The sequence below is a fragment of the Adhaeribacter swui genome, from assembly GCF_014217805.1.
In the GTDB taxonomy this organism is placed as follows: Bacteria; Bacteroidota; Bacteroidia; order Cytophagales; family Hymenobacteraceae; genus Adhaeribacter; species Adhaeribacter swui.
The window spans coordinates 3,323,652-3,345,809 of sequence record NZ_CP055156.1; the positions used below are offsets into that span (position 1 = coordinate 3,323,652).

The window sequence follows — 22,158 nt, forward strand, 5'->3', positions numbered from 1 at the left end:
AGAATATTACTTGCCTAACACCAGGTCCGCTATACCATTTGATATTTTTAGTACTTGAGAAGTATTATCGCTGGTGGTACAATTGGCAAGAACAATAATGGTAACATCTGGCGCCACATAACGGATCAGGTTAGTGGCATAACCGGGCCTGTTACCCCCGTGCCAGAGGTAGTTGCCATACTTATTCTGGCCTACTCCCATGCCGTAACCATAATGCTGCACCCCCGTGGCAACATACATGCCCGAAGAAGGATCTATGGCTACCTGGGCCGCCAGCATCTGCTGTTGGGTGGCTGGGCTAAGTAATTGGTTCTTTTTCAAGGCCCGATCCCACTTTAACAAATCAGCCGTGGTAGAATGCACGCCACCATCGCCTTGAATGCCCGCCTGGGGAATCACAAAATTATAGGTTAGTAAACTATCCGGCGGAACATATCTTTTTCGCCGGTCAGAATACACGTATCCGGTGGCATAATTGGAGAACTGCTCGCCGGTTTGCTTAGACAGGTATACCCGGGAATGCGCCATCTTTAAAGGCCGGAAAATATACTTGGTTAAATAGTCAGAAAAGGTTTGTCCGGTTACTTGTTCCAGGATGGATGCCAATAAAACATAGCCCGTGTTGGAGTATTTCCATTGCTCACCCGGTTTAAAGTAAGCGACTGGTCTTGATTCGGCTAAAAAGTTAATCACCTCCTTGTTAGAGGCTGCTTTAGCAGCAGACCAATTTTTCAGCATATCCATGTAATCGGGTAAGCCGGCAGTGTGCGTTAGTAAATGCTGCAGCGTAACCCGGGAGTAAGGCAGTTGGGGAAAAAACTTTCTTAAGGTATCGCTTAGTTTTAGCTGATTCTTTTCCACTAATAACAAAATGCCCATGGCCGTAAATGGCTTAGAGAGCGAAGCTAATTCAAAAACAGATTGATTGTCCAGAACTTCTTTCGTGTTGTAATTTCGGTAACCAAAAGCTTTTTGGTAGATGATCTTTCCGGACTGGGCTACCAGCACGTTACCGTTAAATTTTTCGCTGGCCACTTGGGCTTGCATGAAGCTATCCAACTTTCCCGCCAGATAGCTTTGCGCGGTGGTTAGCAGCGGTAGCCAAAAAAAGAATAGTCCAAAAAGCAGTAACAGCGCTTTATTCATGAGGCATGAGTTAAAGAGAGATTTTTAAAAAAAGCCATCTTGGTTCTGTTATTCTATACGCTGGAGGAATAAGAAAACGAAGACGGCTTTTATTTCCTGGATACTTTCGTAGCGAAACTAGATTCTCCTGCCAATGGGCTTCCGGGAGTTTACTCCTGCATACCAAAGTTGGTAATTTTGCCGGCTGTATTTAAGGTAAAGTTCATTTGAAAGGGGATACCTTGCTTTTTGCTTTTAAAAGTAGCAGTGCCCGTTTCCGGATTAATGGGTTTGGTAGGGTCCAAGGTAATGCCACCCGTATTCTGGTACATTTCTTTGGCTTTGGCAATTAAACCTTCCATGGTTGCAGCCGAGAGTAAACTTTCATCCAGGTAGGTTTTCATAAAGTTTTGGATCTGATCGGTCGCGTTGGTGTTAATGGCTTCCTGGAAAGCCAGGAATATTTTTTGGTATGCCAGATTTAAACGCGTTGTTTCTGCGGCAGTTCGTTGCTTTTCGCTGTTACCAGGATTTGATCTGATCCAGATATCTCTTTTAAAAGCCGTAACCTGGTGAATAGTACCGCCGGCATCCCGGGCAAAATCCAAAGTAAAATCCGGATGCTCTTCGGCTACAAAACTTAAGCCGGCATTTTGCTTAAAGTTAATCTCCCGATTGCTCCACATTTCTTTTAAGGTTAAGCCATTAGCAGCCGGGCTGATCTGCAAGGCCAGATCTTGTTTACCTAGTAACTGGTACGTGCCGGCAAACTGTTTCAGATCCGTCGTGTTTTGGTTGGTACTTTGAGCCATCAAGCGGTTTGGAGTAAATAACAGTACCAAGATAATGGCCAGCGTAAAGGAGAAAGCGTAGTTTAATTGGATGCGTAAAGAAGAGGAGCTTTTCATAGTAAAAAATTTATGGTTTATAGTTTAAGGTGGCGAGCTAGAAGGGGTCAGGCGCACTGGAAAGGAGCCTCGGTAGCAGCAAGTTTCATAACCACGAACTTAGCGGCGAAGTTGATCCTACTTTTCCTGGTTTCAGCAATGAGTGTCAGTTCTTTTCCTGCGCGATTTAATAAAAAGCAGATCAAGTATACTTCTTAGTCAGATAGCGAGGTTAAAACATAGGCCCCGGTTTCCGGCAAAAAATGTGCCGCCTGCAATTAGGGGTCAACGGAATAAAGCAGAATAATTTGTTGCAAAAAGAGTGGAAGTAGTTTCGCATGGTATCCGCAGGTTTTTCTTTTACAGATGCACCATCTGCTAGATTCCATAAATTATTTAAGCTGTTATTAAAATTATTTTCTTATAAGTAAAATTATTAGAGCTACTATAAAGAAGGATTGTCGAAGAAATTTGCGCTGGTATGCTGACCATCCAACAATTTACCCAGTAATACCAGGTTTCAGTATCCAACTTACAAGAAAGGAATCGCTGATACTAGAGAACCAGGCTGTTAAGATATTATCCACCAAGACCATCTTTTCTGATGAAGCCACCGTTGAATAGTTAAAGCAACAATTAACCGAAGCCCAAGCGCAGCTAGCTCAAGGCGAGCTTATTATCAGCAGTTATAGCAACAAGAATAAAAGATCGTGAATTAGACGGTTATTTTGGCGCAAGTAGTAAAGTTGCGGGAGCAATTACCCGGTGTAGGTAGGTACGGGAAAACTCCATCACCTGCTAATTGACTTCTTAGCTTAACATCAGCTCAAACAGAAGCGGTATAAGCTTTATGTTTTACTACGGAGCCATCATTTGTTACGCACTAAGCGGCAGAAGTGGGCAAAAACAACGAATTCCCAATACCTTTTTTATACAAGTATGCTAACTTGATAAATTAAATAGAATTTTTTATCGCTTAACCTGTAAAGCTATTTTACAAAGCTACCAGGTTTTCCATGCTTATGGTTTCACAATGATCCGTCCCCATGGGCAGGAAAGAGCTAAGTTTTTTAGGAAAGATTGCTTTTCTTAAATTTAAAAACTGCATTATTCCAGCACATACTCTTGGATTTTTCGGTATAAAGTGGTTATACCAATATTAAGTAAGCGAGCAGATTCCGTTTTATTCCCTTTGGTATAATGTAAAACTTTCTGAATATGGTGTTTTTCTACAGTAGCTAAGTCAAATAGTGTTTTTTCGGGGGGGGAAGTTGCAAAACGTATTTCAAAGGGTAGCTGCTCAACTGTTAATTCAGGTGGGTCCGCTAGAATAACTGCTCTTTCTATTACATTTTTTAATTCCCGGATATTCCCTTTCCAAGCATGTTCCTGGAGCAAATCCCGAAAGTTTTTATCAATACCTGTTATTTTCTTGTTTAGTTTATTTGCGTAAACTGACAAATAGTAGTTGGCTAATAAATCAATGTCTTTCTTTCGTTCCCGAAGAGGTGGCAAAGTAATTTGAAAAACAGAAAGGCGGTAATACAAATCTAATCGAAAATGATTTTTTTCACTTTCCTGTTGTAAGTTCCGGTTGGTGGCGGCTATTATCCGCACATTAATGGTAGTGGGTTTGTTATCACCTAATTTTATAAAAGTACCAGTTTCGAGTACCCGCAGCAACTTGGCTTGTAACTCCAAATTCATTTCGCCGATTTCATCCAGGAAAATAGTGCCTTCATGAGCTTCTTCAAAAAGACCGGCTTTGTTTTTTATTGCTCCGGTAAAAGCACCGGCTTTATGACCAAACAATTCACTTTCTAATAAGTCCTTAGGAAAGGCACTGCAATTAACCGCTACAAATGGCTTCTGTTTACGAGTTCCCTCGTTATGGATAGCTTGAGCAATTACTTCTTTACCTGTTCCGGTTTCACCTAATAAAAGAACAGTAGTATTGGTTTGGGCTACTCGGGTAGCCAGCTCGATGACCGTGCGGAAAGCAGGGGCACTACCTATAATATTTTGAAAGCTGTACTTTTGTTCGACTTGCTTTTCTAACTGCGCAATCCGGTGTTGTAAGCGGGATTTTTCCATAGCCCGGCTTAGGAGTGGTATAATTCGGTCGTTATCGTCTCCCTTAATAAGGTAATCAAAGGCGCCGTTTTTGATCGCCATTACGCCATCCTGAATAGTACCGTAGGCCGTTAATACCACAATCTCAGTCCAGGGGTATTTCTTTTTTATTTGAGCAGTAAGTTCTATACCATTAATATCCGGCAATTTTACATCGCTTATAATGATATCAATGTTTTCTTTCTCTAATAAATTTAATCCTGCTTTCGCATTAGGTGCCTCCCATACTTTGTACCCTTCTAAGTTGATTATGCGCGCGAGTAGCCCCCGTAGTTTTTCTTCATCATCAATAATTAATATATTCCCATTCGTCATAACGGCATTGCTTGTAGTGCAATGTTACTATTATTTAGTTAAACTACTGGCAAACTAAAGCTAAAAGAAGAACCTTCACCCAGTTCACTTTCCACCCAAATAGAACCGCCCTGAGCCGTTATAAATTCTTTAGAAATAGCTAATCCCAAACCGGTACCGCCTTTAATAGACTCAGCATCGGGTACCTGAAAAAATTTATCGAAAATGCGGTCTTTGTAGCGGGCATCGATGCCCCGGCCAAAATCCCGCACCGAAAAACGCACAAACCGGTTGTTCGAGGAGGTAACGGACCCGGCACTAATAACAATACGGGCTTGTTCCGGACTGTACCGGATGGCGTTTGATAAAAAGTTTACCAGCACCCAGGCTGTTTTTTCTAAATCGCAGTTTACCGGCGGCAATTCGTTGGGCAGATTGGTTTCCAGTTTTAAATGTTTTTGCTCGGCCTGAAATAAAATGGCTTGTGTAGCGTAATTAATGATTTCGGTAGGTTGGGTTTCCCGGTAATGTAGTTGAATATTGCCGGTTTCTACCTGGGCTAAATTTAACAGCTCGCCGGTAATACGCAGCAAGCGGTTGCTGTCTTCGGCAATGTGCTCCATTAGTTTTTGCTGCTCCTGGTTTACAGCGCCAATACGGTGGTCGCGCAGCAGTTTTAAACTCATTTTAATGGAAGCAATGGGGGTTTTGAGCTCGTGTGAAATAGTGGCAATAAAGTTGGTTTTAGCCAGGTCGAGTTCCCGGAACTGAGTAATGTTTTTTAAAATAATTACCCGGCCGATCAGCTTTTCTTCTTCGTTGGCGGTACCGGGTGATTTAATCTGAATTACATCTTTGGTGAAGTAACTTTCTTTGCCTTCGTTAAAAATCTGCAACGGAACTGATTCATTTACGGCCAGCAGGTGCCGCAGTAAATCGTTTTGTAGGGCTACATCGGGCGCGTATTTATTAATTAAATCTGCTTCGGTTAAGCCCAGCAGTAAAGTAGCTTCGTTGTTGGCAAACAAGATAATTTGTTTTTCATCCAGCCCGATAATCGCATCCGACATGTTGTTGATAATGGTTTCGATGCGCCGTTTTTCAAAAATAATGCGGGCCAGGTTGCTGTGTTCGTACTCGTCGAGTTTGCGGGCCATTTGGTTAAAGGCGTCGGCTAATTCACCAAACTCATCCTGGGCTTTAAAGTGCAGGCGCTGCTCGTAATTACGATTGGCAATTTGCTTAATACTGGCGGTTAGCTCGCGAATAGGATTGGCAATGTAACCCGGGAAATTTAAAATAAAAGTAAGCGTTACCAGAATACTGAAGGTGCCAATAATTACCAGGTACATGATCACCTGGTCGGCGGTTTGCTGGGCTACCTGATTTTTGCGAACAATGGCCCGCATATTTAAATCCGTAAGCCGGAATATATCTTGCCGGATAGCCGCCATTATTTTGTTAGTAGCAGCCAAGTCTTGCTTTGGCCCGGCTGTTTGCCTGAAAAGATCAAAGTTTTCTTTAATGGCAATGGTAATGGCTTGCTCGCCCGGTTCAGTTAAATTATTTAGCTGGTTCTGTAAATTTTTTTTAAAAATTTTAATCGCGGCGGCATAAGCTAAGGAGTCTTCCGGTAAAAACTGGTCGGTGGCTTGGAGCATGTTTTTGCCGTATTCCAGCGATTCGTAATTATCTTTTAAAACTTCGCCGGCTTCTTTGGCCAGGCGGTTGGCATAATAAGCCCCTAAGCCGGCCAATAACAAGATTACCGCAAACAAAAAACCCAGGCCCCACGAGAGTTTGGTTTTAATTTTCATCAGGCTAAAATAATAAGATCGGTTTCCGGAGGCATTTGCTGCAGCAATTTGCTGAAGATACTTTGTTTAAACACGTATTGCATAAAACTTAAATGCGGTTTGCCCATGCAAACCGTGGTAATTTGCTTTTGCGATACTGTTTCCACAATGGCCTGGGCTACATCTTCATTTTTCACTTTTATTACTTCGGCGCCGAGTTGCGCCGCTAATTTTAAATTATTGATCAAATGCCGCTGGGCGGCAAGGCCAATTTTATCACCGGCTTCACGGGCCGTTTGTACGTACAAAACCAGCCAGGGCGAGTTGTAATATGCAGCCAGCCGGGCCGTTTTGCGGATCATTTTTTTCGCCGAAGCCTCGTTGGTGCTGATACAGGCCATGAACCGCTCGGGCTTGAGCTGATTGGTCAGTGGTATTTCGGCTTCTATTTTGCGTTCTACCTGGTTGGCTACTTCGCGTAAAGCCATTTCGCGGAGCTGCAGAATTTTCTCGGTTTTAAAAAAATTATTCAGCGCAATCTCAATTTTCGAAGGGTCGTAAATTTTACCTTCTTTTAACCGAGTAATTAATTCTTCGGCCGTTAAGTCAATGTTTACCACTTCATCGGCCAGCCACAGTACGCTGTCGGGCACCCGCTCTTTAATGGCAATACCGGTAATTTCTTCAATTTCGGCGTTTAAACTTTCCAGATGCTGAATATTTACCGCACTAATCACGTTGATGCCCGCATTAATCAGTTCTACTACATCCTGCCAGCGCTTTTCATTTTTCGAGCCTTCCAGATTGGTGTGCGCCAGTTCATCCACCAATACTACTTCCGGCCGGATGGTGAGGATAGCAGTCAGGTCCATTTCTTCGAGCTCTTTGCCTTTGTAAAACAACTTGCGGCGCGGGATAACGGGTAAACCCACCAACAGATTATGAGTTTCTACTCGGTTGTGGGTTTCGATGTAGCCAATCTGCACCGCGATGTTGTTATTAAGCAGAGCGTGCGCTTCCTGGAGCATGCGGTACGTTTTACCTACGCCGGCGCTCATGCCCATGTAAATTTTAAATTTTCCCCGCTTCGACTTCTGAATCAAATCGAGAAAATGCTGCACCGATTGCTCTTGTTCCGGCATATTAGCAGGACGTTAGACGTTAGATATTAGATGTTGGATGTTGGATATTGGATGTTAGACTTTTTCAAATTTTAAAGGTACAGCATCAGAGTAACGAACAACTAATAACGAACAACGAACAACTACTCTATTTTACCTTTTACTTATTATTCAAAACGAAATGGCGATGGAGGAAGTAATAGCTGCGGACTGATCTACGGCCCGGTTGGCGCGGGTAAAAATAGCATCTTTGCTATCGAGCAAACGACCTTCTAGACGTAGTAATACATTTGGTACGGGCGCGTAATCCAGGTTTAAAGAATAGCCATAAGTTTTAAATCCGTTCTCCGTTCCGCTGGCAATGATGACGCCGTTCGGGTCGTGGTAATACTCGGCGCGGGCACCCAAACCTACTTTATCCGTAAAATTGTAATGCAGCAATAAAGTGGGATTAAACCAGGTATTGTATTTATCGCTCGTCTGGTTGTCGCGGCTGCTAGCTGCCCGTTTCTCAGCCCCCATATCAAAAATAGCGGCCAGCTTTAGTTGTTCGCTGAGCTGGAAAGTGGCGTAAAAATCGTGAAAATAGCGCTGTTGCCGAACGCTATCCGGTTTTTCGTTGCCGATAAACGTACTGGAATTTAACAGAATGTTGGCGTTTGGTTTAAACTGAACTTGGGTACCGATAGCTTTGTTGGAGTTACCTTCCGGTTCCCGGATATTTTGCCAGCCGTTTAATACCAAGCCAGTAATTACCCATTTGCTGCCCGCCTCGTAAGTTAATTTGGCTCCGCTTTCATAGTAAGGCGTGTTTTCGGCGGCCAGGCTGCGGGTTAAAGTATAATTATCTTTGGAGATGGCGCTTTCCAGGCCAATGTGCGAGGCAAAAATACCGGCATCGAGCCAAAGTTCGGGGGCTAACCGCACGCCGGCGTTGGCTTCAAAAACATGTTTTAACAAATCCTGCTCGGCCGCCAGATTATACTGCGTGTAGGTGCCGGCCATGATAGCCAAGTTACCCCGCACCCGGTCGGAGGCATAAGCGGCCTTCAATAATGCCAGGTTCACGTTAAATTCGTTGTGGCGGTTGTGGTTGTACAAAAAACCAGGCCGCTCGTGCGTGGGCGGTGTATTAAAATCATACCCGTAATACACGTCGGCGTAGCCGCTAAACGTAACCTGGCTGGTTGAATCGGTTTGGGCAAAGCTCCATACTGGCATGAGGGTAAAAAGTAGATAAAGTAATTTCATGTAATTTTTAAGTTTTAGGATTGATGGCTTCTTTTAAGCCTTATTCTTTAGCTTTTTAAAACAAGCTTTTTACTGGTTTTCGAGTAGTTCTTTGGAGCCGGTTCCCGTCTCCGGGCAATGATGCTAATGGACTTTAACCGGCTGAGTTTGCCTCGGGCCGGCAGGCCCCGTCGGGACACTCGGGCGGGCTGCTTTTCCTTTCCTTGCTCCGCTGCGGAATGCCTTTCGGCACCGGAAAACCAGCAGGCCCTCGTTGCCCCGACTAGCGTCATTTCTTCTAACTACTGCTTTTACTAATTTCTGTTTTTGCATTTTGTAAGCCTTTTACCTGAAATAGAATTTTTATAAATCAGCATAACTTTGACTTTAATTAGAACTTGGTAGCTAAGCGTAAAGACACCAGTTTGGCTGTTGAGGGCCTTCTAAGGTTCCGGTTCTGCGCAGCAGCATTCCGACGAAAGGAGGAAAGGAAGCTTAGACCAGCCCGAAAGAGCCAAATGAGGCCTACCGGCCACGAGGCAAAACTTGAAGCAAACAAGTTAGATAGCACCAAAGCATGGAGACGGGAACCGGCTCCAAAGATAAACAGTCCACAACCCTTTCATTATGATATAATCTAGTAAAAACTGAGAAGAGACCGTTATAGCTTTTTTTTACGAGCATTTAGCTCTTACTTACCACCAGCAGCCAGTTGATCCAAGGCAAGGTTTAATTTTAAAACGTTGATTTTTTCGGGACCCAGAAAGCCCAGCAGCGGTGCTTGGGTATGTTGTTTTATGAGGGCAGCTACCTGCTCAGGGGGCAAATTACGGGCGGCAGCTACCCGGTTAATTTGCACGGTGGCGGCGGCTACCGATAAATCCGGGTCTAAACCGCTGCCCGAGGCCGTTACTAATTCGCTGGGCACTTCGGCGCGTTTTACGGTGGGGTTTTGCAGCAGAAAAGTGTCTACCCGCGCTTTTACCACCGCTAAATAATCTGGGTTAGAAGGGCCTTTGTTGGAACCCGCCGACCCGGCGGCATTGTAATCTACCGCACTCGGCCGACCTTGGAAATACTCGGGCCGGGTAAAAACCTGACCTAGGTTGGCATAACCCACTACCCGACCGTTATGCATTAATTTTACGCCATTGCCCTGACCCGGCGCTAACCGGCCAATGCCGGCTACTACTACCGGGTAAATAACGCTGCATAGAACCAGCAGCACGAAGGATAATTTTATAGAAGGAATTAAATACGTTTTCATTTCTGTTTTTTTAAATTTTTGCTGAAACGAGAGGGTGATTTTCCCTACCCCTTCCGAAGAGGGACTTTTTATGTTCTCATTCTATCGCGAGCGTCTTCGCTCGTGATGATTATCGTCCGGCCTCTGGCCGGTTGAAATTTGCCGGCTAATTCGCTTTTGAAATAAGTTTATCGGTTTGCCCGGCCAGAGGCCTACCACGTGGTTAGACACGAGCGTGGTGTACTCGCGCCAGCTTTGTTACTGAAAAACTTAAATTTTTTAAATAAACCAAGACACTACTACATCAATCAGTTTAATACCAATGAACGGGATAATAACGCCGCCAAAACCATAGTACAGCAAGTTGCGACGGAGCAAAGAACTAGCGCCAATGGGCTTGTAAGCCACGCCTTTTAAAGCCAGCGGAATTAAGAACGGAATAATAACCGCGTTAAAAATTACCGCCGATAAAATGGCGCTTTCGGGACTGCTGAGGCGCATAATGTTTAAGCCTTGCAAAGCCGGAATGGCCGCGATAAACAAAGCCGGTACAATGGCGAAATACTTGGCTACGTCGTTGGCAATGGAAAAAGTAGTGAGTGTGCCGCGGGTCATGAGCAATTGTTTGCCGATTTCCACAATCTCGATGAGTTTGGTGGGGTCATTATCCAGGTCTACCATGTTACCGGCTTCTTTGGCCGCCTGGGTACCGGAGTTCATGGCTACGCCTACGTCGGCCTGGGCTAAAGCAGGCGCATCGTTGGTGCCGTCGCCCATCATGGCTACCAGTTTGCCTTGGGCTTGCTCGGCTTTAATGTAGTTCATTTTATCTTCGGGTTTGGCTTCGGCAATAAAATCATCTACACCCGCTTTTTCGGCAATAAACTTGGCGGTTAAAGGGTTATCGCCGGTAACCATTACGGTTTTTACGCCCATCTTGCGCAGCCGCTCAAACCGCTCTGATATACCGGTTTTAATAATATCTTGTAGTTCAATTACACCCACTACGCTTTCGTTTTCGCTTACTACCAGGGGCGTACCGCCGTTGCTCGAAATTTCTTTTACCTTAATGGCAATATCTTCCGGGAATGGGTTACCGGCTTTTTCGGTGATGGTACGAATGGCATCAGATGCGCCTTTGCGGATACGGGTACCATCGGGTAAATTCACGCCGCTGCTGCGGGTTTCGGCGGTAAATTTAACAAAAGCTGAGTCCGATAACTTTACGCCGTTTAGCTGTTGCCCGTTCACGCGGCTATTGGCCAGTTCAATAATGGATTTACCTTCGGGCGTATCATCGGCTAAAGAGCTCAGGTAACTTAGCCGGATAAAATGGGTTTCGTCGACTAAATGCCGGGCGTAAAAGCTGGTGGCTTTGCGGTTACCAATAGTAATAGTGCCGGTTTTATCCAGGAGCAGTACATCAATGTCGCCGGCCGTTTCCACGGCTTTACCGGATTTGGTAATCACGTTGGCTCGCAAAGCCCGGTCCATGCCGGCAATGCCAATGGCCGATAACAAGCCCCCGATGGTAGTGGGAATTAAACACACAAACAAGGAAATCAGCGCGGCAATGGAAATGGGCGTGTTGGCGTAATCGGCGAAAGGTTTTAAGGTAACGCACACAATCACGAACACCAGGGTAAAACCAGCCAGCAAAATGGTAAGGGCAATCTCGTTGGGGGTTTTCTGGCGGCTGGCGCCTTCTACCAGGGCAATCATTTTATCCAGGAAGCTTTCGCCGGGCTGGGTGGTTACCATTACTTTAATTTTATCCGATAATATCTTGGTACCGCCCGTTACGCTGGATTTATCGCCGCCCGCTTCCCGAATGACCGGAGCACTTTCACCGGTAATGGCGCTTTCGTCGATAGTGGCTAAGCCTTCTATAATTTCGCCGTCCGTGGGAATAATTTCACCGGCCTTTACCAGGAAAATGTCGCCTTTTTTTAACTGCGACGAGGAGATGGTTTTGGGTGAGCCATCCGATTGAATAACTATAGCGGGCGTTTCTTCGCGGGTTTTGCGTAAGCTGTTAGCCTGGGCTTTGCCGCGGACTTCGGCAATGGCTTCGGCAAAGTTGGCGAACAACAAGGTTAAAAATAAAACCAGAAACACGGTAAAATTATAACCAAAGCTGCCCTGGGTTTTGTCGGGCGCCACTAAAACGCTCAAGCTTACCAGCAGCATAATCGCCGTCCCGATTTCAACGGTAAACATTACCGGATTCCGGAACATACTTTTGGGGTTCAGTTTTACGAAGGCTTGTTTGAGCGCTTCGTTTATTAATTCCTTCTGAAACAAGGAAGTATTGGGAGCAGTCATTTTTTAAAAAATTTAAAAATTTAGTGAAGGGTGAAATATTCGGCCAGCGGACCAACTACCAGAGCCGGGAAAAATGCCAGGGCCGCAATAATCATGATCACGGCAAAAGTCATGATACCAAAGGTGCTGGTATCAGTGCGCAAAGTGCCAGCGCTTTCGGGGATGAATTTTTTACCGGCCAGCAAACCCGCAATCGCCACCGGACCAATAATCGGCAGGAAACGGCCCAGGATTAAAATAAAGCCAGTAACAATGTTCCAGAATAGATTATTATCGCCCAAACCTTCAAAACCAGAGCCATTGTTGGCAGCCGCCGACGTATTTTCGTAGAGCATTTCGGAAAAGCCATGAAAGCCCGGATTATTTAACCAGTTGGCGGGTTGCACGGCCCAATTGGCTTGCGGATAATTTACAAAAGTCCAGGTCGATAAAGCGGTGCCCACTAAAATCAGGAACGGGTGCAGCAAGGCAATTAACACGGCAATTTTCATTTCGCGGGCTTCTATTTTATGCCCCAGAAACTCCGGCGTGCGGCCCACCATCAGCCCCGAGATAAACACGGCAATAATCAGGTAAATAAAATAATTGAGAACGCCCACGCCGCAGCCGCCGTAAAACGCGTTGGTCATCATGGCCAGGAGTTGCATCAGCCCCGAAACCGGCATAAAACTATCGTGCATGCTGTTTACCGAACCCGTAGAAATAATTGTGGTAACGGCGCTCCAGTAAGCCGAGGCTGTGGCGCCAAACCGGATTTCCTTGCCTTCCATGTTGCCCATTTGCTGCGCGATGCCCATCTGTTCTAGCGCCGGATTACCGCCGGTTTCGGCAATAATGGTCGGGATTAAAAACAACAGGAAACCCGCCGTCATGACGCTGTAAATAACCCAGGCCAGTTTTTTGCGGTTCAGGTAAAAGCCCAGGGCAAATATTAAGGCCAGCGGAATAATGACCTGCGCCACCATTTCGGTCATGTTGGTCAGGTAATTGGGGTTTTCTAAAGGGTGCGCCGAATTAACGCCAAACCAGCCGCCGCCGTTGGTGCCCAGGTGTTTAATGGCAATCATGCCGGCCGCCGGGCCCCGTGCAACCTGTACGCTATCACCTTGCAGGGTAACCAAACTATCTTTGCCGGTAAAACTGGTGGGCGTACCGTTAAAGGCCAAAATAGCGGCTATTACCAAACAGAGCGGTATTAAAATGCGGGTAGTTGCTTTTAATAAAATATCGAAAAAATTGCCCAGGTTTTGCGTGGTTTTTTCGCGCAAAGCATTAAATACCACAATTAAAGCCACAATACCCGTAGCCGCCGACACAAACTGCAAAAAAGTAATAATGCCCAACTGCGATAAATACGTGAGGCCGCTTTCGCCGGAATAATGCTGTAAATTGCAGTTTACCAAGAAGCTAATGGCGGTGTTAAACGCCAAATCGGGTGTCATAGACGGGTTGCCGTCGGGGTTCAGGAACAGGCTACCTTGCGTAACCAATATTACCAGCGCGTACACAAACCACAGCATATTTATGGTGAGCAGCGCAACCAGGTGTTGTTTCCAGTTCATTTGGCGGCGGGCATCAATGCCGGAAAAGCGCAGGATGGCCCGTTCTACTGGCGCCAGAAAATCCAGGAACGTGCGTTCGCCTTTAAAAACGTTAGCAATGTATTTGCCGAGCGGAATGGCCAGTACCAAGGTAAGGCCGTAGGTAATAATTATGCTGAGGAGTTCAGTATTCATGTTTTGAGGAATTGCAGGTTAAAATTTTTCGGGCCGGAGTAACACGTACACCAGGTACCCAAACACGGCCAAAGCCAGGAAAAACAAAAGTGTCATCATGATGGGGCCGTGGTTAAATGTGCTCGAAATAAGACACGGTTTTAAAAAACAGCCCGAAACAGGCCAGACCGGCAAAAAGCAAAAGCGGGGTTAAGAGTAAGTCCATATTCTAATTTTTATTTTAGTATGAACCTCCTTTGCCAATTGCTGTGCCAGCAGGAAATATTGGGTTTTATTTGGTTTTTATTGTATTGATAATCAGTGTTTTATTTTGTTATTCTGATATTTGGTGGATTGCGGGGAAAAAGAAAACCCTTCCATTTTGGAAGGGTTTTCTCGTTTTGGGAGGTCAATATCAAACAATAATAGTTTTAACAAATATTGTGTACCGGCAAAGTGTTACTTGAATGTTTTCTTAATTTTTTTAATGTTAATTATTTTTAAAACTTAAAATGGTAGGTCTATTTCTTCTTCAACGGTATTAGAAATAAATTTTTTAATCCGTCAAGTTCTAATATAATATTTGGGCTACTTTTTACCGGTGGAAAAGCAGAATGTATGTAGCACAAATGATACGAATTACTGTAATGATAAATCTATTTACCAGGTATAGAAGTAGCCAATGGTATTAACAAGATAGTGGTTTATACACTTTGCGGGATAAACAGGATCCTTATGGTGTAATTACAAGTGATTATACCTTCTTAGGATTTATCACTTTAACTCACCAAGGCGTTACTCGATAGTATAAATTTATGCCATTGAAAAGCCACTTTCTTTCGAGTGGCTTTTTTTATGTAGTTAATTTTATTTTAATTAAGTACAGAAATAATTTAGAAAGGGGGAAAGGGCAATGGTGTGTACCTGTGTGCAAATAAAAAAGCACTTACAGAAATTCATCTATAAGTGCTTATCAATCAGTGGAGAATATCGGAGTCGAACCGATGACCTCTTGCATGCCATGCAAGCGCTCTAGCCAGCTGAGCTAATCCCCCTTGCGTTTTGGTGGTACAAAAGTAAAAGAAATTTTTAAATATAGTATAGCCTGGAAAAAAATATTTTTAAAAAAAGCCCGCCGTAACCGGCGGGCTTTTTAACAGACTGGTTCTTTTGTATTAGAAACTATACCGCAAACCTAACTGCATGCGCCAGGTATTGGTAGTTGCCAGATAATTCCGGAAAGGCGAGGTAGGTAATACCGTTTGGTTGTTCTCGTTCCGGATGGTAATCATCTGGAAAGTAGGAACGCCTTCGGGGGTTACGCTGGCCACGTTTAATAACGGGTAGTTAAAGCTGGAGCCCCCGTTTAATTGCTGAATTACGCCCCAATCAGAATTAAGCAGGTTGCCTACGTTCTGAATATCCAGGCTTAACTGCAAGGTATTCCGGCGCTCGCCGATGTTGGTGAAAACATCTTGCAATAACCGGAAATCGAAACGGTTTAACCACGGCATTAAGCCATTGTTTCGTTCTACGTAGCCGCCACGGCTATTTTTTAAAACTTTGCTGTTGTTCACGAACTCATCGAAGGCGGCTCTTTGCTGCTCGGGGGTAAAAGTAACTTCGCCGGCAGTAATGGGGGCAAAGTTTAACTCCGATGAATTATTCGGGATGTATAATAAGTCTAAGCTAACGCCGTCCTGGTTCAGGTCGCCGCGGGTGGTGTAGGCAAACCGACCGCCATTGCCCTGGCCCTGGTGCGAGCCTTCGTAGAATAAAGAAACGGTAGTGCCTAAATGGTTCAGGTATTCTTTGCGGTAAGAAATGCTACCTACTACCCGGTGCGGGCTGGCGTACTGCGAAATGCCCAACAGTTGCTCGTTCGGGTCGTTTACGGAGTAGTTGTTAGACCAGGCCGAGGCTGCCGCTGAACCAGGGTTACCGGTAATATCTTTGGCCTGGGTGTAGGTATAAGCCACATTACCAAAGAAGCCGTTTTGGTTAGGCAGTGTAACTCCTACGGTAGAAGAAAAAGAATGGCCTTTTTTGGTGTTTGATAATACGGCAGCAATGCTACCGGTAGCGTTGGTGTAATTCGCATTGGCGCTACCACCCCAGAAATCCCGGGTATCGCCGGCGTAATTCATTTGCTGGGTAGCCGGTTTCCGGTTGGCATTATACATGTATACCCCTTGAATGTCTTTAGAATATAAAACATCGGCGGTGGCAACCAAAGGCGTACCCGGAATAACATAATCTACGCCAAAGCTCGAACGCCAGATTTGCGGCATTTTAAAATCGCGATCTACTACAGAAATACTTCTGGGAATACCGGAGCTGGGCGTTGGTAAAAACACATCCTGCGGACCATTCTGTACCCAATACAAAGGCTCCGGATTAAACCGGATGGTATTTAGGGCAGTAGCAGGAACGGGTTCTAAGTTGTTTTTGGTTAAACCGGTACCACCGGCCATGTTGGTTAAAAATACAAACGGTACCCGGCCGGCAAAAATACCGGTTCCGCCGCGTAATTTTAAAGAACCATCTTCCAAAACATTGTAGTTAAAGCCTACGCGGGGCGAAAACATAACTTTTTGCTTCGGCCAACGCGAGCTGGAGTAGGTTGTGGCGTTGCCATCCTGGTCTAACAATTGTAAATTATCTACCGCGGGGTTCGCGCCTAAATCGTTCAGGTATAACGGTAGTTCGGCCCGCAAGCCGTAAGTTAAATCAAAACGGTTGGTAAAGGCTACCCGGTCCTGAATGTAAGCGCCGGCTAAACCAAAGGTAATGCTCTCGTACGGGTCGCCGTAGGGGTAAGTAATGCCGTAAGAAGTTGGCTGGGCATTATTAATAAAATCATCCACGGAAGCGTAACGGTAATACGACGTCGACATCCGTAAATATTTATTACCGTACTCAATTTGCTCGTAGCTGATACCGCCGGTAAGGGTATGCTTGCCCGCTAAGTAAGTTACGTTATCGATAAAGCTGTAATTATCGTTAATCAAATCATTGTCGCCGGAGAACAGCTCGGTACCAAAACTCATGTACTGGTCGCCGTCTTTCCAGATGTCAACAAACGGGAAACGGCTGCCGGGGAAAGAACGGGTAGCCTGGCTGTGGCTGTAAGTGGCTAATAACTGGTTTGATAATTTAGGCGTTAAAGTGCTGTTTAATTCACCGGTTAAGGAACTGATTTTATTTAAAAAACTGAAATTGGAGTTAGAAAAAACCAAAGAGTTCGTGCTCACCCGGGAAGAAGAAGAGCGGGGGTTCGGACCGGAGTTGTCGTTTACTACCTGGTCGCTGGTACCTTCGGCGTAAGTATAACGCAGCGTGGCTTTGTGCTTGTCGTTAATGTTCCAGTCCAGGCGGGCAATTAAACGGTCGCTGAGGTTCGTAAACTTGTTGGCGTAATTTTCATAAGCCCCCGGGTCGTAGCCGTAAGTAGAAATTAAATGCTGGCGCACCCGTTCTAAATCTTCTACGGTAGTACGGGCTACGTTACCGGTAGCACCTGGTCGGCTGGCTACCCAGGTAATACCCGGAAAAGTTTCTTTCTCGTGTTCGTAGTTGGCAAAAAAGAATAATTTATTTTTAATAATAGGACCGCCTAAACGGGCACCGTAGGTCAGGGTGCGGTTATCGGGGTTTACTACTTCGGCGCCGCCTACTTTGGTGCCCCGTAAATCCTGGTTCCGGAGGAAAGTATAAGCCGAACCGGAGAAATTATTGTTACCGCTGCGGGTAATGGCGTTAATGCCGGCCCCGGTAAAACCAGATTGGCGTACGTCGTAAGGGGCAATGTTTACCTGAATTTCTTCTACCGCATCCAACGAAATCGGGCGGGTAGCGCCACCGGGCAATAAATCCTGGGCGCTTAAGCCAAAGGCGTTGTTAAAGTTGGCGCCATCAATCTGTAAGTTGTTATAGCGGTTATCGCGGCCGGCAAAACCTACGCCGTTGGCCTGGGGCGTTAAACGGGTAAAATCTTCTAAGCTGCGGGTTACGGTGGGCAAAGTAGCAATTTGCTGGGTACCAATGTTGGTGGCAGCCCCGGTTTTGTTGGCGTTAAACACATCGGAACGGTCCGCTACAATTTCTACTTCCTGTAAGTCGGTGCTCGATTGGCCCACGCGGGCGTCCAAAGAGTAAGGTACCCCTAATGCCAGGGAAATATTGTTATACGTTTGCGTCTGAAAGCCAATATAGCTTACTTCTACGGCGTAGGGGCCACCTACCCGCATATTCTGAATGTTAAAACGGCCATCGACGTTGGTAACGGTGCCATACACCGTACCCGAAGGCTGGTGGGTCGCTTTTACGGTAGCACCAATTAAGGCTTCGCCGTTCGCATCTCTTACTGAACCGGTAATACTACTGGTTGTTACCTGGGCGTACAGGCTGGCTGTACCCAATAACAAGAAGAGGATAGTGAGTAAGTACTTCTTCATAAAGAATAATAATTATTGTTTGTTTACGCGAATAGAAAAAGGAACAGGAATAAAGTTAAAACGAGAATTAAGCAACTAAGTTATTTTAACTGGTTACATCTGAGTTAGTTAAAAAGGAATGGTGGAATGGGAAAAGATTTAGATCATGCAGTAAGGTTAAGTTTTTAAAATTTCTTAATACAAATTTAATTCAAGTTTTTGGCTTTTGTATTAAAAAAATATTAATAAACGCTTTGATTTATTAAAAAATTTAAAATTAACTGATTTTGAGAAAGTTAAGAATGGGGTAAAAACAAAGGATAAATGGTAGGCCGCCTAAAAAATAGAAGTTCTAACCGGAGGGGTTTGCCAGTGGGTTTCGGGTAGTAGGAGGTAGGGCCTTGAAAATTAAAAGCCTCTATCTTTTTTATAGATAAAGGCTTGAAGGCTGCGGGGTATTTTTAAAATGGCTTATAAAACGTGAGCTCGAGATAAGAAAAGAAAACAGGGCTATTCATTCTTAAATACGTCATCCTGGAAGGATTTAATCGGTTATCTACTGGTTAGTTCCTTTCAGGATGACCAAAATGGATAAGGGAAACCTAAAATGTACTTAAATCGAACTCACGTTATATAGTAAATAGAATACCTGTTTCCTTTAAAAACTGTTGCGTATTCTAAGATGTAATAAATAAGGGTACTAATCAGAAGCTTCCCGGAGTAGTATTTTGCTGATCTATCCTGTTTTGGTGGTGAAGACACCACCCAAGGCGAATGTTGCCTCTATTTTTATTAAATACAAAACAGCTTCGTATTGTAGGTATTCCGGACAGGAGCAGATATTTTTTAAATTTTTAAATTTTTGGCCGTACCGCTTTTATAAAAATCTTCTGGTAATACCGGGAGTATAAGTTGTCTTCGATTACGCCCAGCGAAGTAGAGGCATGAATAAACATAACCTGGTCTTTGCCTTTTACGTCGGTAACCATGCCCACGTGCGTAATTTTATTGCTAAACTTGTTGGCGCCAAAAAACACCAGGTCGCCTTCCCGGATGTCGCTGGTGCGTACGGTGCGGCCATATTTGCTTTGGTCGGTGGAGTTGCGGGGCAAGGTTACATTAATGCTTTTAAAAGAAGTACACAGTAAACCGGAGCAATCCATACCAATGCGGGTGGTGCCCCCAAAACGATAAGGCGTGCCGCGGTAAGAACGGGCTACCTGAATAACTTTCGCTATTTTGCGGTCGACGTGCGTTTTGGCGTAGCGGGCATTCCGGCGTTCCATCCGGCGGGCTACCCGGTCGAGTTTGCGCGATTTTTTAATAAAAGCTTTTTCCAGCATCCGCTGGCTGGTATCCAGAGCCATGCCCGAAGGCTTTTGGCCAAAGCTAAAAGTAGGTTTACTAGAACGGCAGGAAGCCATGGCCAGTAAAACCCCCAATAAAATAACAATATACGATCTGGTTATCTCTCTCTGCTGCATAGGCCCACTCGTTTAGCGATGTGGGTAAAAATAAAAATTATGAAAAAGGAAAAGAACCATTCGGCCCTGAATATTTATCCACCCTAAAACCAGAAAATTGTGGATTACCTGTTGAGATCGTATATTATTTATTGATAATGAATGTGTTGTGGTAAGCGGTTTGCCAGGAATCCGGCAGCTAAACCGGGTACTGCCGCCCGAGATGGAATAAGGTAACGTTGTTTTGGGAGAGCCAGGAATATGTTTACCGCTCGGTAGCTAAAAATTAAAAATTTTAAAAAAATCCGGTAAGGTCAGGTTATTTTATTTGGCAGCTCAACTTAGTTGGGCGTAATCAGTAAATCTACCCGGATGCGTTTCATTTTTAATTGGATTAAACCATCCTAAAGGCAATATGCCCATTTTAAAGTTAAATTGTTTCGTGATAACTCGTAATTTTGCCTCATGTGCGGAATATCAGGAGTATATGCTTTCAGTGACAAAGGACGCGAGGTTTTAACTAAACTCAAAGCTTCCACCAATGCCTTGGAAACCCGGGGACCCGATTCGCAAGGCCATTTTGTATTCGAGAATGTAGGTTTAGGCCACCGGCGCCTTTCTATTCTGGATTTAAGCGCCGATGGTGCGCAGCCCATGACCGACGAATCCGGTAGGTACGTGATCGTGTTCAACGGCGAAATTTTTAATTTTCAGGAATTAAAAAAGAAGCTGGTCCGTAGTGGCTACACTTTTTTCTCCGGCACCGATACCGAGGTGTTGCTAAAATTATACATTACCGAAGGCCGGAATTTTTTAAAAAAACTAAACGGGTTCTTTTCTTTTGCCATCTACGACAAAGAAGAAGATTCTTTGTTTATTGCCCGCGACCGGATGGGGGTGAAGCCCCTGCTCATTTACAAAGACGAAGATCATTTGCTGTTTGCCTCCGAAATGAAAGCCATGCTGGCTTTTGGCATTCAACGCAAGATTGATTATGTTTCGTTGTACCAGTACCTGCAGTTTAACTACATTCCGGGGCCGGCCTCTATATTTAAAGGCGTAAAAAAATTAGAACCCGGCCATTATTTATACATCAAGAAAAACCGGGTTTTAAAAAAAGCCTGGTACCGCATTCCCTTCGATCGCAAAAAAGCCAAGAAAAACCCTTTGTCTTACGAAGAACAACAGAAAAAGCTGGTTACCTTGATGGATGAGGCTGTGCAGCGGCGGTTAATTGCGGACGTGCCCTTGGGTGCTTTTCTCAGCGGCGGCATCGATTCGTCGGTAATTGTGGCCCTGGCCTCCCGGCACACTGCGCACCTGAATACTTTTTCTATTGGTTACCAGGACGAGCCTTTCTTCGACGAAACCCGGTACGCGCAACTAGTGGCCGATAAATACAAAACCAATCACACGGTTTTTTCTTTAACCAACCAGGATTTGTACGACCATTTGTTTGATGTATTAAATTATACCGACGAGCCTTTTGCCGATTCCTCGGCTTTGGCCGTGTATATTTTAAGTAAACGTACCCGCGAAAAAGTTACCGTGGCCTTATCGGGCGATGGCGCCGACGAGTTGTTTGCGGGCTACAACAAACACATGGGCGATTTTAAAGTGCGGCAAGGCGGCTTTCTGGCCGAAGCAGTTACTTTTCTGGGGCCGCTCTGGGATGTATTACCTAAATCGCGCAACTCGGCCTGGGGCAACCGGGTCCGCCAGTTTCAACGCTTTGCCGAGGGCATGTCGGTTTCGGCCAAAGACCGGTACTACAACTGGGCTACCCTGGCCGACGAAGACGAAGCCGGCCATTTATTAAATAAGCGGGTACGCCGGGCCATGGCCAAAAACATCTACAAAAAGCGCAAAAAACGCATTCTGGAGCACATTCACGAAGACGGCGACATCAACGAAGTTTTGTATACCGATATGCAGCTGGTATTGCCCAACGATATGCTCACCAAAGTAGACTTAATGTCGATGGCGAACAGTTTGGAGGTGCGCACGCCTTTTCTGGATTACAAGGTGGTAAACTTTGCTTTTAGTTTGCCGCAGGCGTCCAAAATAGATAAAAGCATGAAAAAGAAAATTGTGCAGGATGCTTTCCGGACAATGTTACCCGCCGAGTTGTACCAACGGCCCAAACACGGCTTTGAAGTGCCTTTGCTGAAATGGTTCCGGAACGAACTCAAAACCTTAATTACCGATGATTTGTTATCGGATGCATTTATTCATGCGCAGGATATTTTTAGCGTAAACGAAATCCGGAAGTTAAAAGAAAAGCTGTTTTCGGCGAACCCCGAAGATGTGCACGCCCGCATCTGGGCTTTAATCGTGTTCCAATATTGGTGGAAAAAGTGGATGGCCTAAATCTTTAAAACCGCATG

General features: G+C 44.9%; 13 protein-coding genes and 1 tRNA gene. 1 reads left to right on the forward strand and 13 read right to left on the reverse strand.

Annotated features, from left to right (window positions below):
* Positions 1–6 precede the first annotated feature (6 nt).
* The 13 genes from HUW51_RS14055 to HUW51_RS14115 form a co-directional block, all read right to left on the reverse strand.
* Positions 7–1,146, reverse strand: coding sequence for a serine hydrolase domain-containing protein (locus HUW51_RS14055; RefSeq protein ID WP_185270272.1), 1,140 nt, complete (start codon positions 1,144–1,146; stop codon positions 7–9).
* A 149-nt stretch (positions 1,147–1,295) separates the two neighbouring features.
* Positions 1,296–2,033 (reverse strand): hypothetical protein, encoded by a 738-nt coding sequence (locus HUW51_RS14060; RefSeq protein ID WP_185270273.1) that lies wholly within the window; start codon positions 2,031–2,033, stop codon positions 1,296–1,298.
* Between the two features lie 1,086 nt (positions 2,034–3,119).
* Complete coding sequence (locus tag HUW51_RS14065) at positions 3,120–4,460, reverse strand: sigma-54-dependent transcriptional regulator (RefSeq protein ID WP_185270274.1); 1,341 nt, start codon at positions 4,458–4,460, stop codon at positions 3,120–3,122.
* 38 nt (positions 4,461–4,498) lie between these two features.
* Positions 4,499–6,256 (reverse strand): HAMP domain-containing sensor histidine kinase, encoded by a 1,758-nt coding sequence (locus tag HUW51_RS14070; protein WP_185270275.1) that lies wholly within the window; start codon positions 6,254–6,256, stop codon positions 4,499–4,501.
* On the reverse strand, positions 6,256–7,377 hold the full coding sequence (locus HUW51_RS14075; RefSeq protein ID WP_185270276.1) for a universal stress protein: 1,122 nt from the start codon (positions 7,375–7,377) through the stop codon (positions 6,256–6,258). Before HUW51_RS14075 ends, HUW51_RS14070 begins: the two co-directional genes overlap by 1 nt.
* 150 nt (positions 7,378–7,527) lie before the next feature.
* Positions 7,528–8,607, reverse strand: a complete 1,080-nt coding sequence (locus tag HUW51_RS14080) for a porin (RefSeq protein ID WP_185270277.1) — start codon at positions 8,605–8,607, stop codon at positions 7,528–7,530.
* A 670-nt stretch (positions 8,608–9,277) separates the two neighbouring features.
* Positions 9,278–9,853: a K(+)-transporting ATPase subunit C gene (locus HUW51_RS14085; RefSeq protein WP_185270278.1), complete on the reverse strand. Its 576-nt coding sequence runs from the start codon at positions 9,851–9,853 to the stop codon at positions 9,278–9,280.
* Between the two features lie 258 nt (positions 9,854–10,111).
* On the reverse strand, positions 10,112–12,157 hold the full coding sequence (kdpB, locus tag HUW51_RS14090) for a potassium-transporting ATPase subunit KdpB (protein ID WP_185270279.1): 2,046 nt from the start codon (positions 12,155–12,157) through the stop codon (positions 10,112–10,114).
* A 20-nt stretch (positions 12,158–12,177) separates the two neighbouring features.
* Positions 12,178–13,893 carry a potassium-transporting ATPase subunit KdpA gene (gene kdpA / locus HUW51_RS14095; protein WP_185270280.1) on the reverse strand — a complete coding sequence of 572 codons (1,716 nt, stop codon included), beginning with the start codon at positions 13,891–13,893 and terminating at the stop codon, positions 12,178–12,180.
* A gap of 18 nt (positions 13,894–13,911) precedes the next feature.
* Positions 13,912–14,067 (reverse strand): potassium-transporting ATPase subunit F, encoded by a 156-nt coding sequence (locus HUW51_RS24595; RefSeq protein WP_228466631.1) that lies wholly within the window; start codon positions 14,065–14,067, stop codon positions 13,912–13,914.
* A 786-nt stretch (positions 14,068–14,853) separates the two neighbouring features.
* Positions 14,854–14,927 (reverse strand) — tRNA-Ala (locus tag HUW51_RS14105).
* 120 nt (positions 14,928–15,047) lie between these two features.
* The gene (locus HUW51_RS14110; RefSeq protein WP_185270281.1) at positions 15,048–18,329 is read right to left on the reverse strand and encodes a TonB-dependent receptor; all 3,282 of its coding nucleotides are present in this window, start codon (positions 18,327–18,329) and stop codon (positions 15,048–15,050) included.
* A gap of 833 nt (positions 18,330–19,162) precedes the next feature.
* Positions 19,163–19,792: a C40 family peptidase gene (locus HUW51_RS14115; protein WP_228466636.1), complete on the reverse strand. Its 630-nt coding sequence runs from the start codon at positions 19,790–19,792 to the stop codon at positions 19,163–19,165.
* A gap of 444 nt (positions 19,793–20,236) precedes the next feature.
* Between HUW51_RS14115 and asnB the strand changes: the two genes are divergently transcribed.
* Positions 20,237–22,141 carry an asparagine synthase (glutamine-hydrolyzing) gene (gene asnB / locus HUW51_RS14120; protein WP_185270282.1) on the forward strand — a complete coding sequence of 635 codons (1,905 nt, stop codon included), beginning with the start codon at positions 20,237–20,239 and terminating at the stop codon, positions 22,139–22,141.
* Positions 22,142–22,158 lie beyond the last annotated feature (17 nt).

What these genes read in the sequence shown, in the direction of transcription:
- HUW51_RS14055 (WP_185270272.1), bottom strand. Translation starts at nt 1,146, where the DNA reads ATGAATAAAGCGCTGTTACTGCTTTTTGGACTATTCTTTTTTTGGCTA.
- HUW51_RS14060 (WP_185270273.1), bottom strand. Translation starts at nt 2,033, where the DNA reads ATGAAAAGCTCCTCTTCTTTACGCATCCAATTAAACTACGCTTTCTCC.
- HUW51_RS14065 (WP_185270274.1), bottom strand. Translation starts at nt 4,460, where the DNA reads ATGACGAATGGGAATATATTAATTATTGATGATGAAGAAAAACTACGG.
- HUW51_RS14070 (WP_185270275.1), bottom strand. Translation starts at nt 6,256, where the DNA reads ATGAAAATTAAAACCAAACTCTCGTGGGGCCTGGGTTTTTTGTTTGCG.
- HUW51_RS14075 (WP_185270276.1), bottom strand. Translation starts at nt 7,377, where the DNA reads ATGCCGGAACAAGAGCAATCGGTGCAGCATTTTCTCGATTTGATTCAG.
- HUW51_RS14080 (WP_185270277.1), bottom strand. Translation starts at nt 8,607, where the DNA reads ATGAAATTACTTTATCTACTTTTTACCCTCATGCCAGTATGGAGCTTT.
- HUW51_RS14085 (WP_185270278.1), bottom strand. Translation starts at nt 9,853, where the DNA reads ATGAAAACGTATTTAATTCCTTCTATAAAATTATCCTTCGTGCTGCTG.
- kdpB (WP_185270279.1), bottom strand. Translation starts at nt 12,157, where the DNA reads ATGACTGCTCCCAATACTTCCTTGTTTCAGAAGGAATTAATAAACGAA.
- kdpA (WP_185270280.1), bottom strand. Translation starts at nt 13,893, where the DNA reads ATGAATACTGAACTCCTCAGCATAATTATTACCTACGGCCTTACCTTG.
- HUW51_RS14110 (WP_185270281.1), bottom strand. Translation starts at nt 18,329, where the DNA reads ATGAAGAAGTACTTACTCACTATCCTCTTCTTGTTATTGGGTACAGCC.
- HUW51_RS14115 (WP_228466636.1), bottom strand. Translation starts at nt 19,792, where the DNA reads ATGCAGCAGAGAGAGATAACCAGATCGTATATTGTTATTTTATTGGGG.
- asnB (WP_185270282.1), top strand. Translation starts at nt 20,237, where the DNA reads ATGTGCGGAATATCAGGAGTATATGCTTTCAGTGACAAAGGACGCGAG.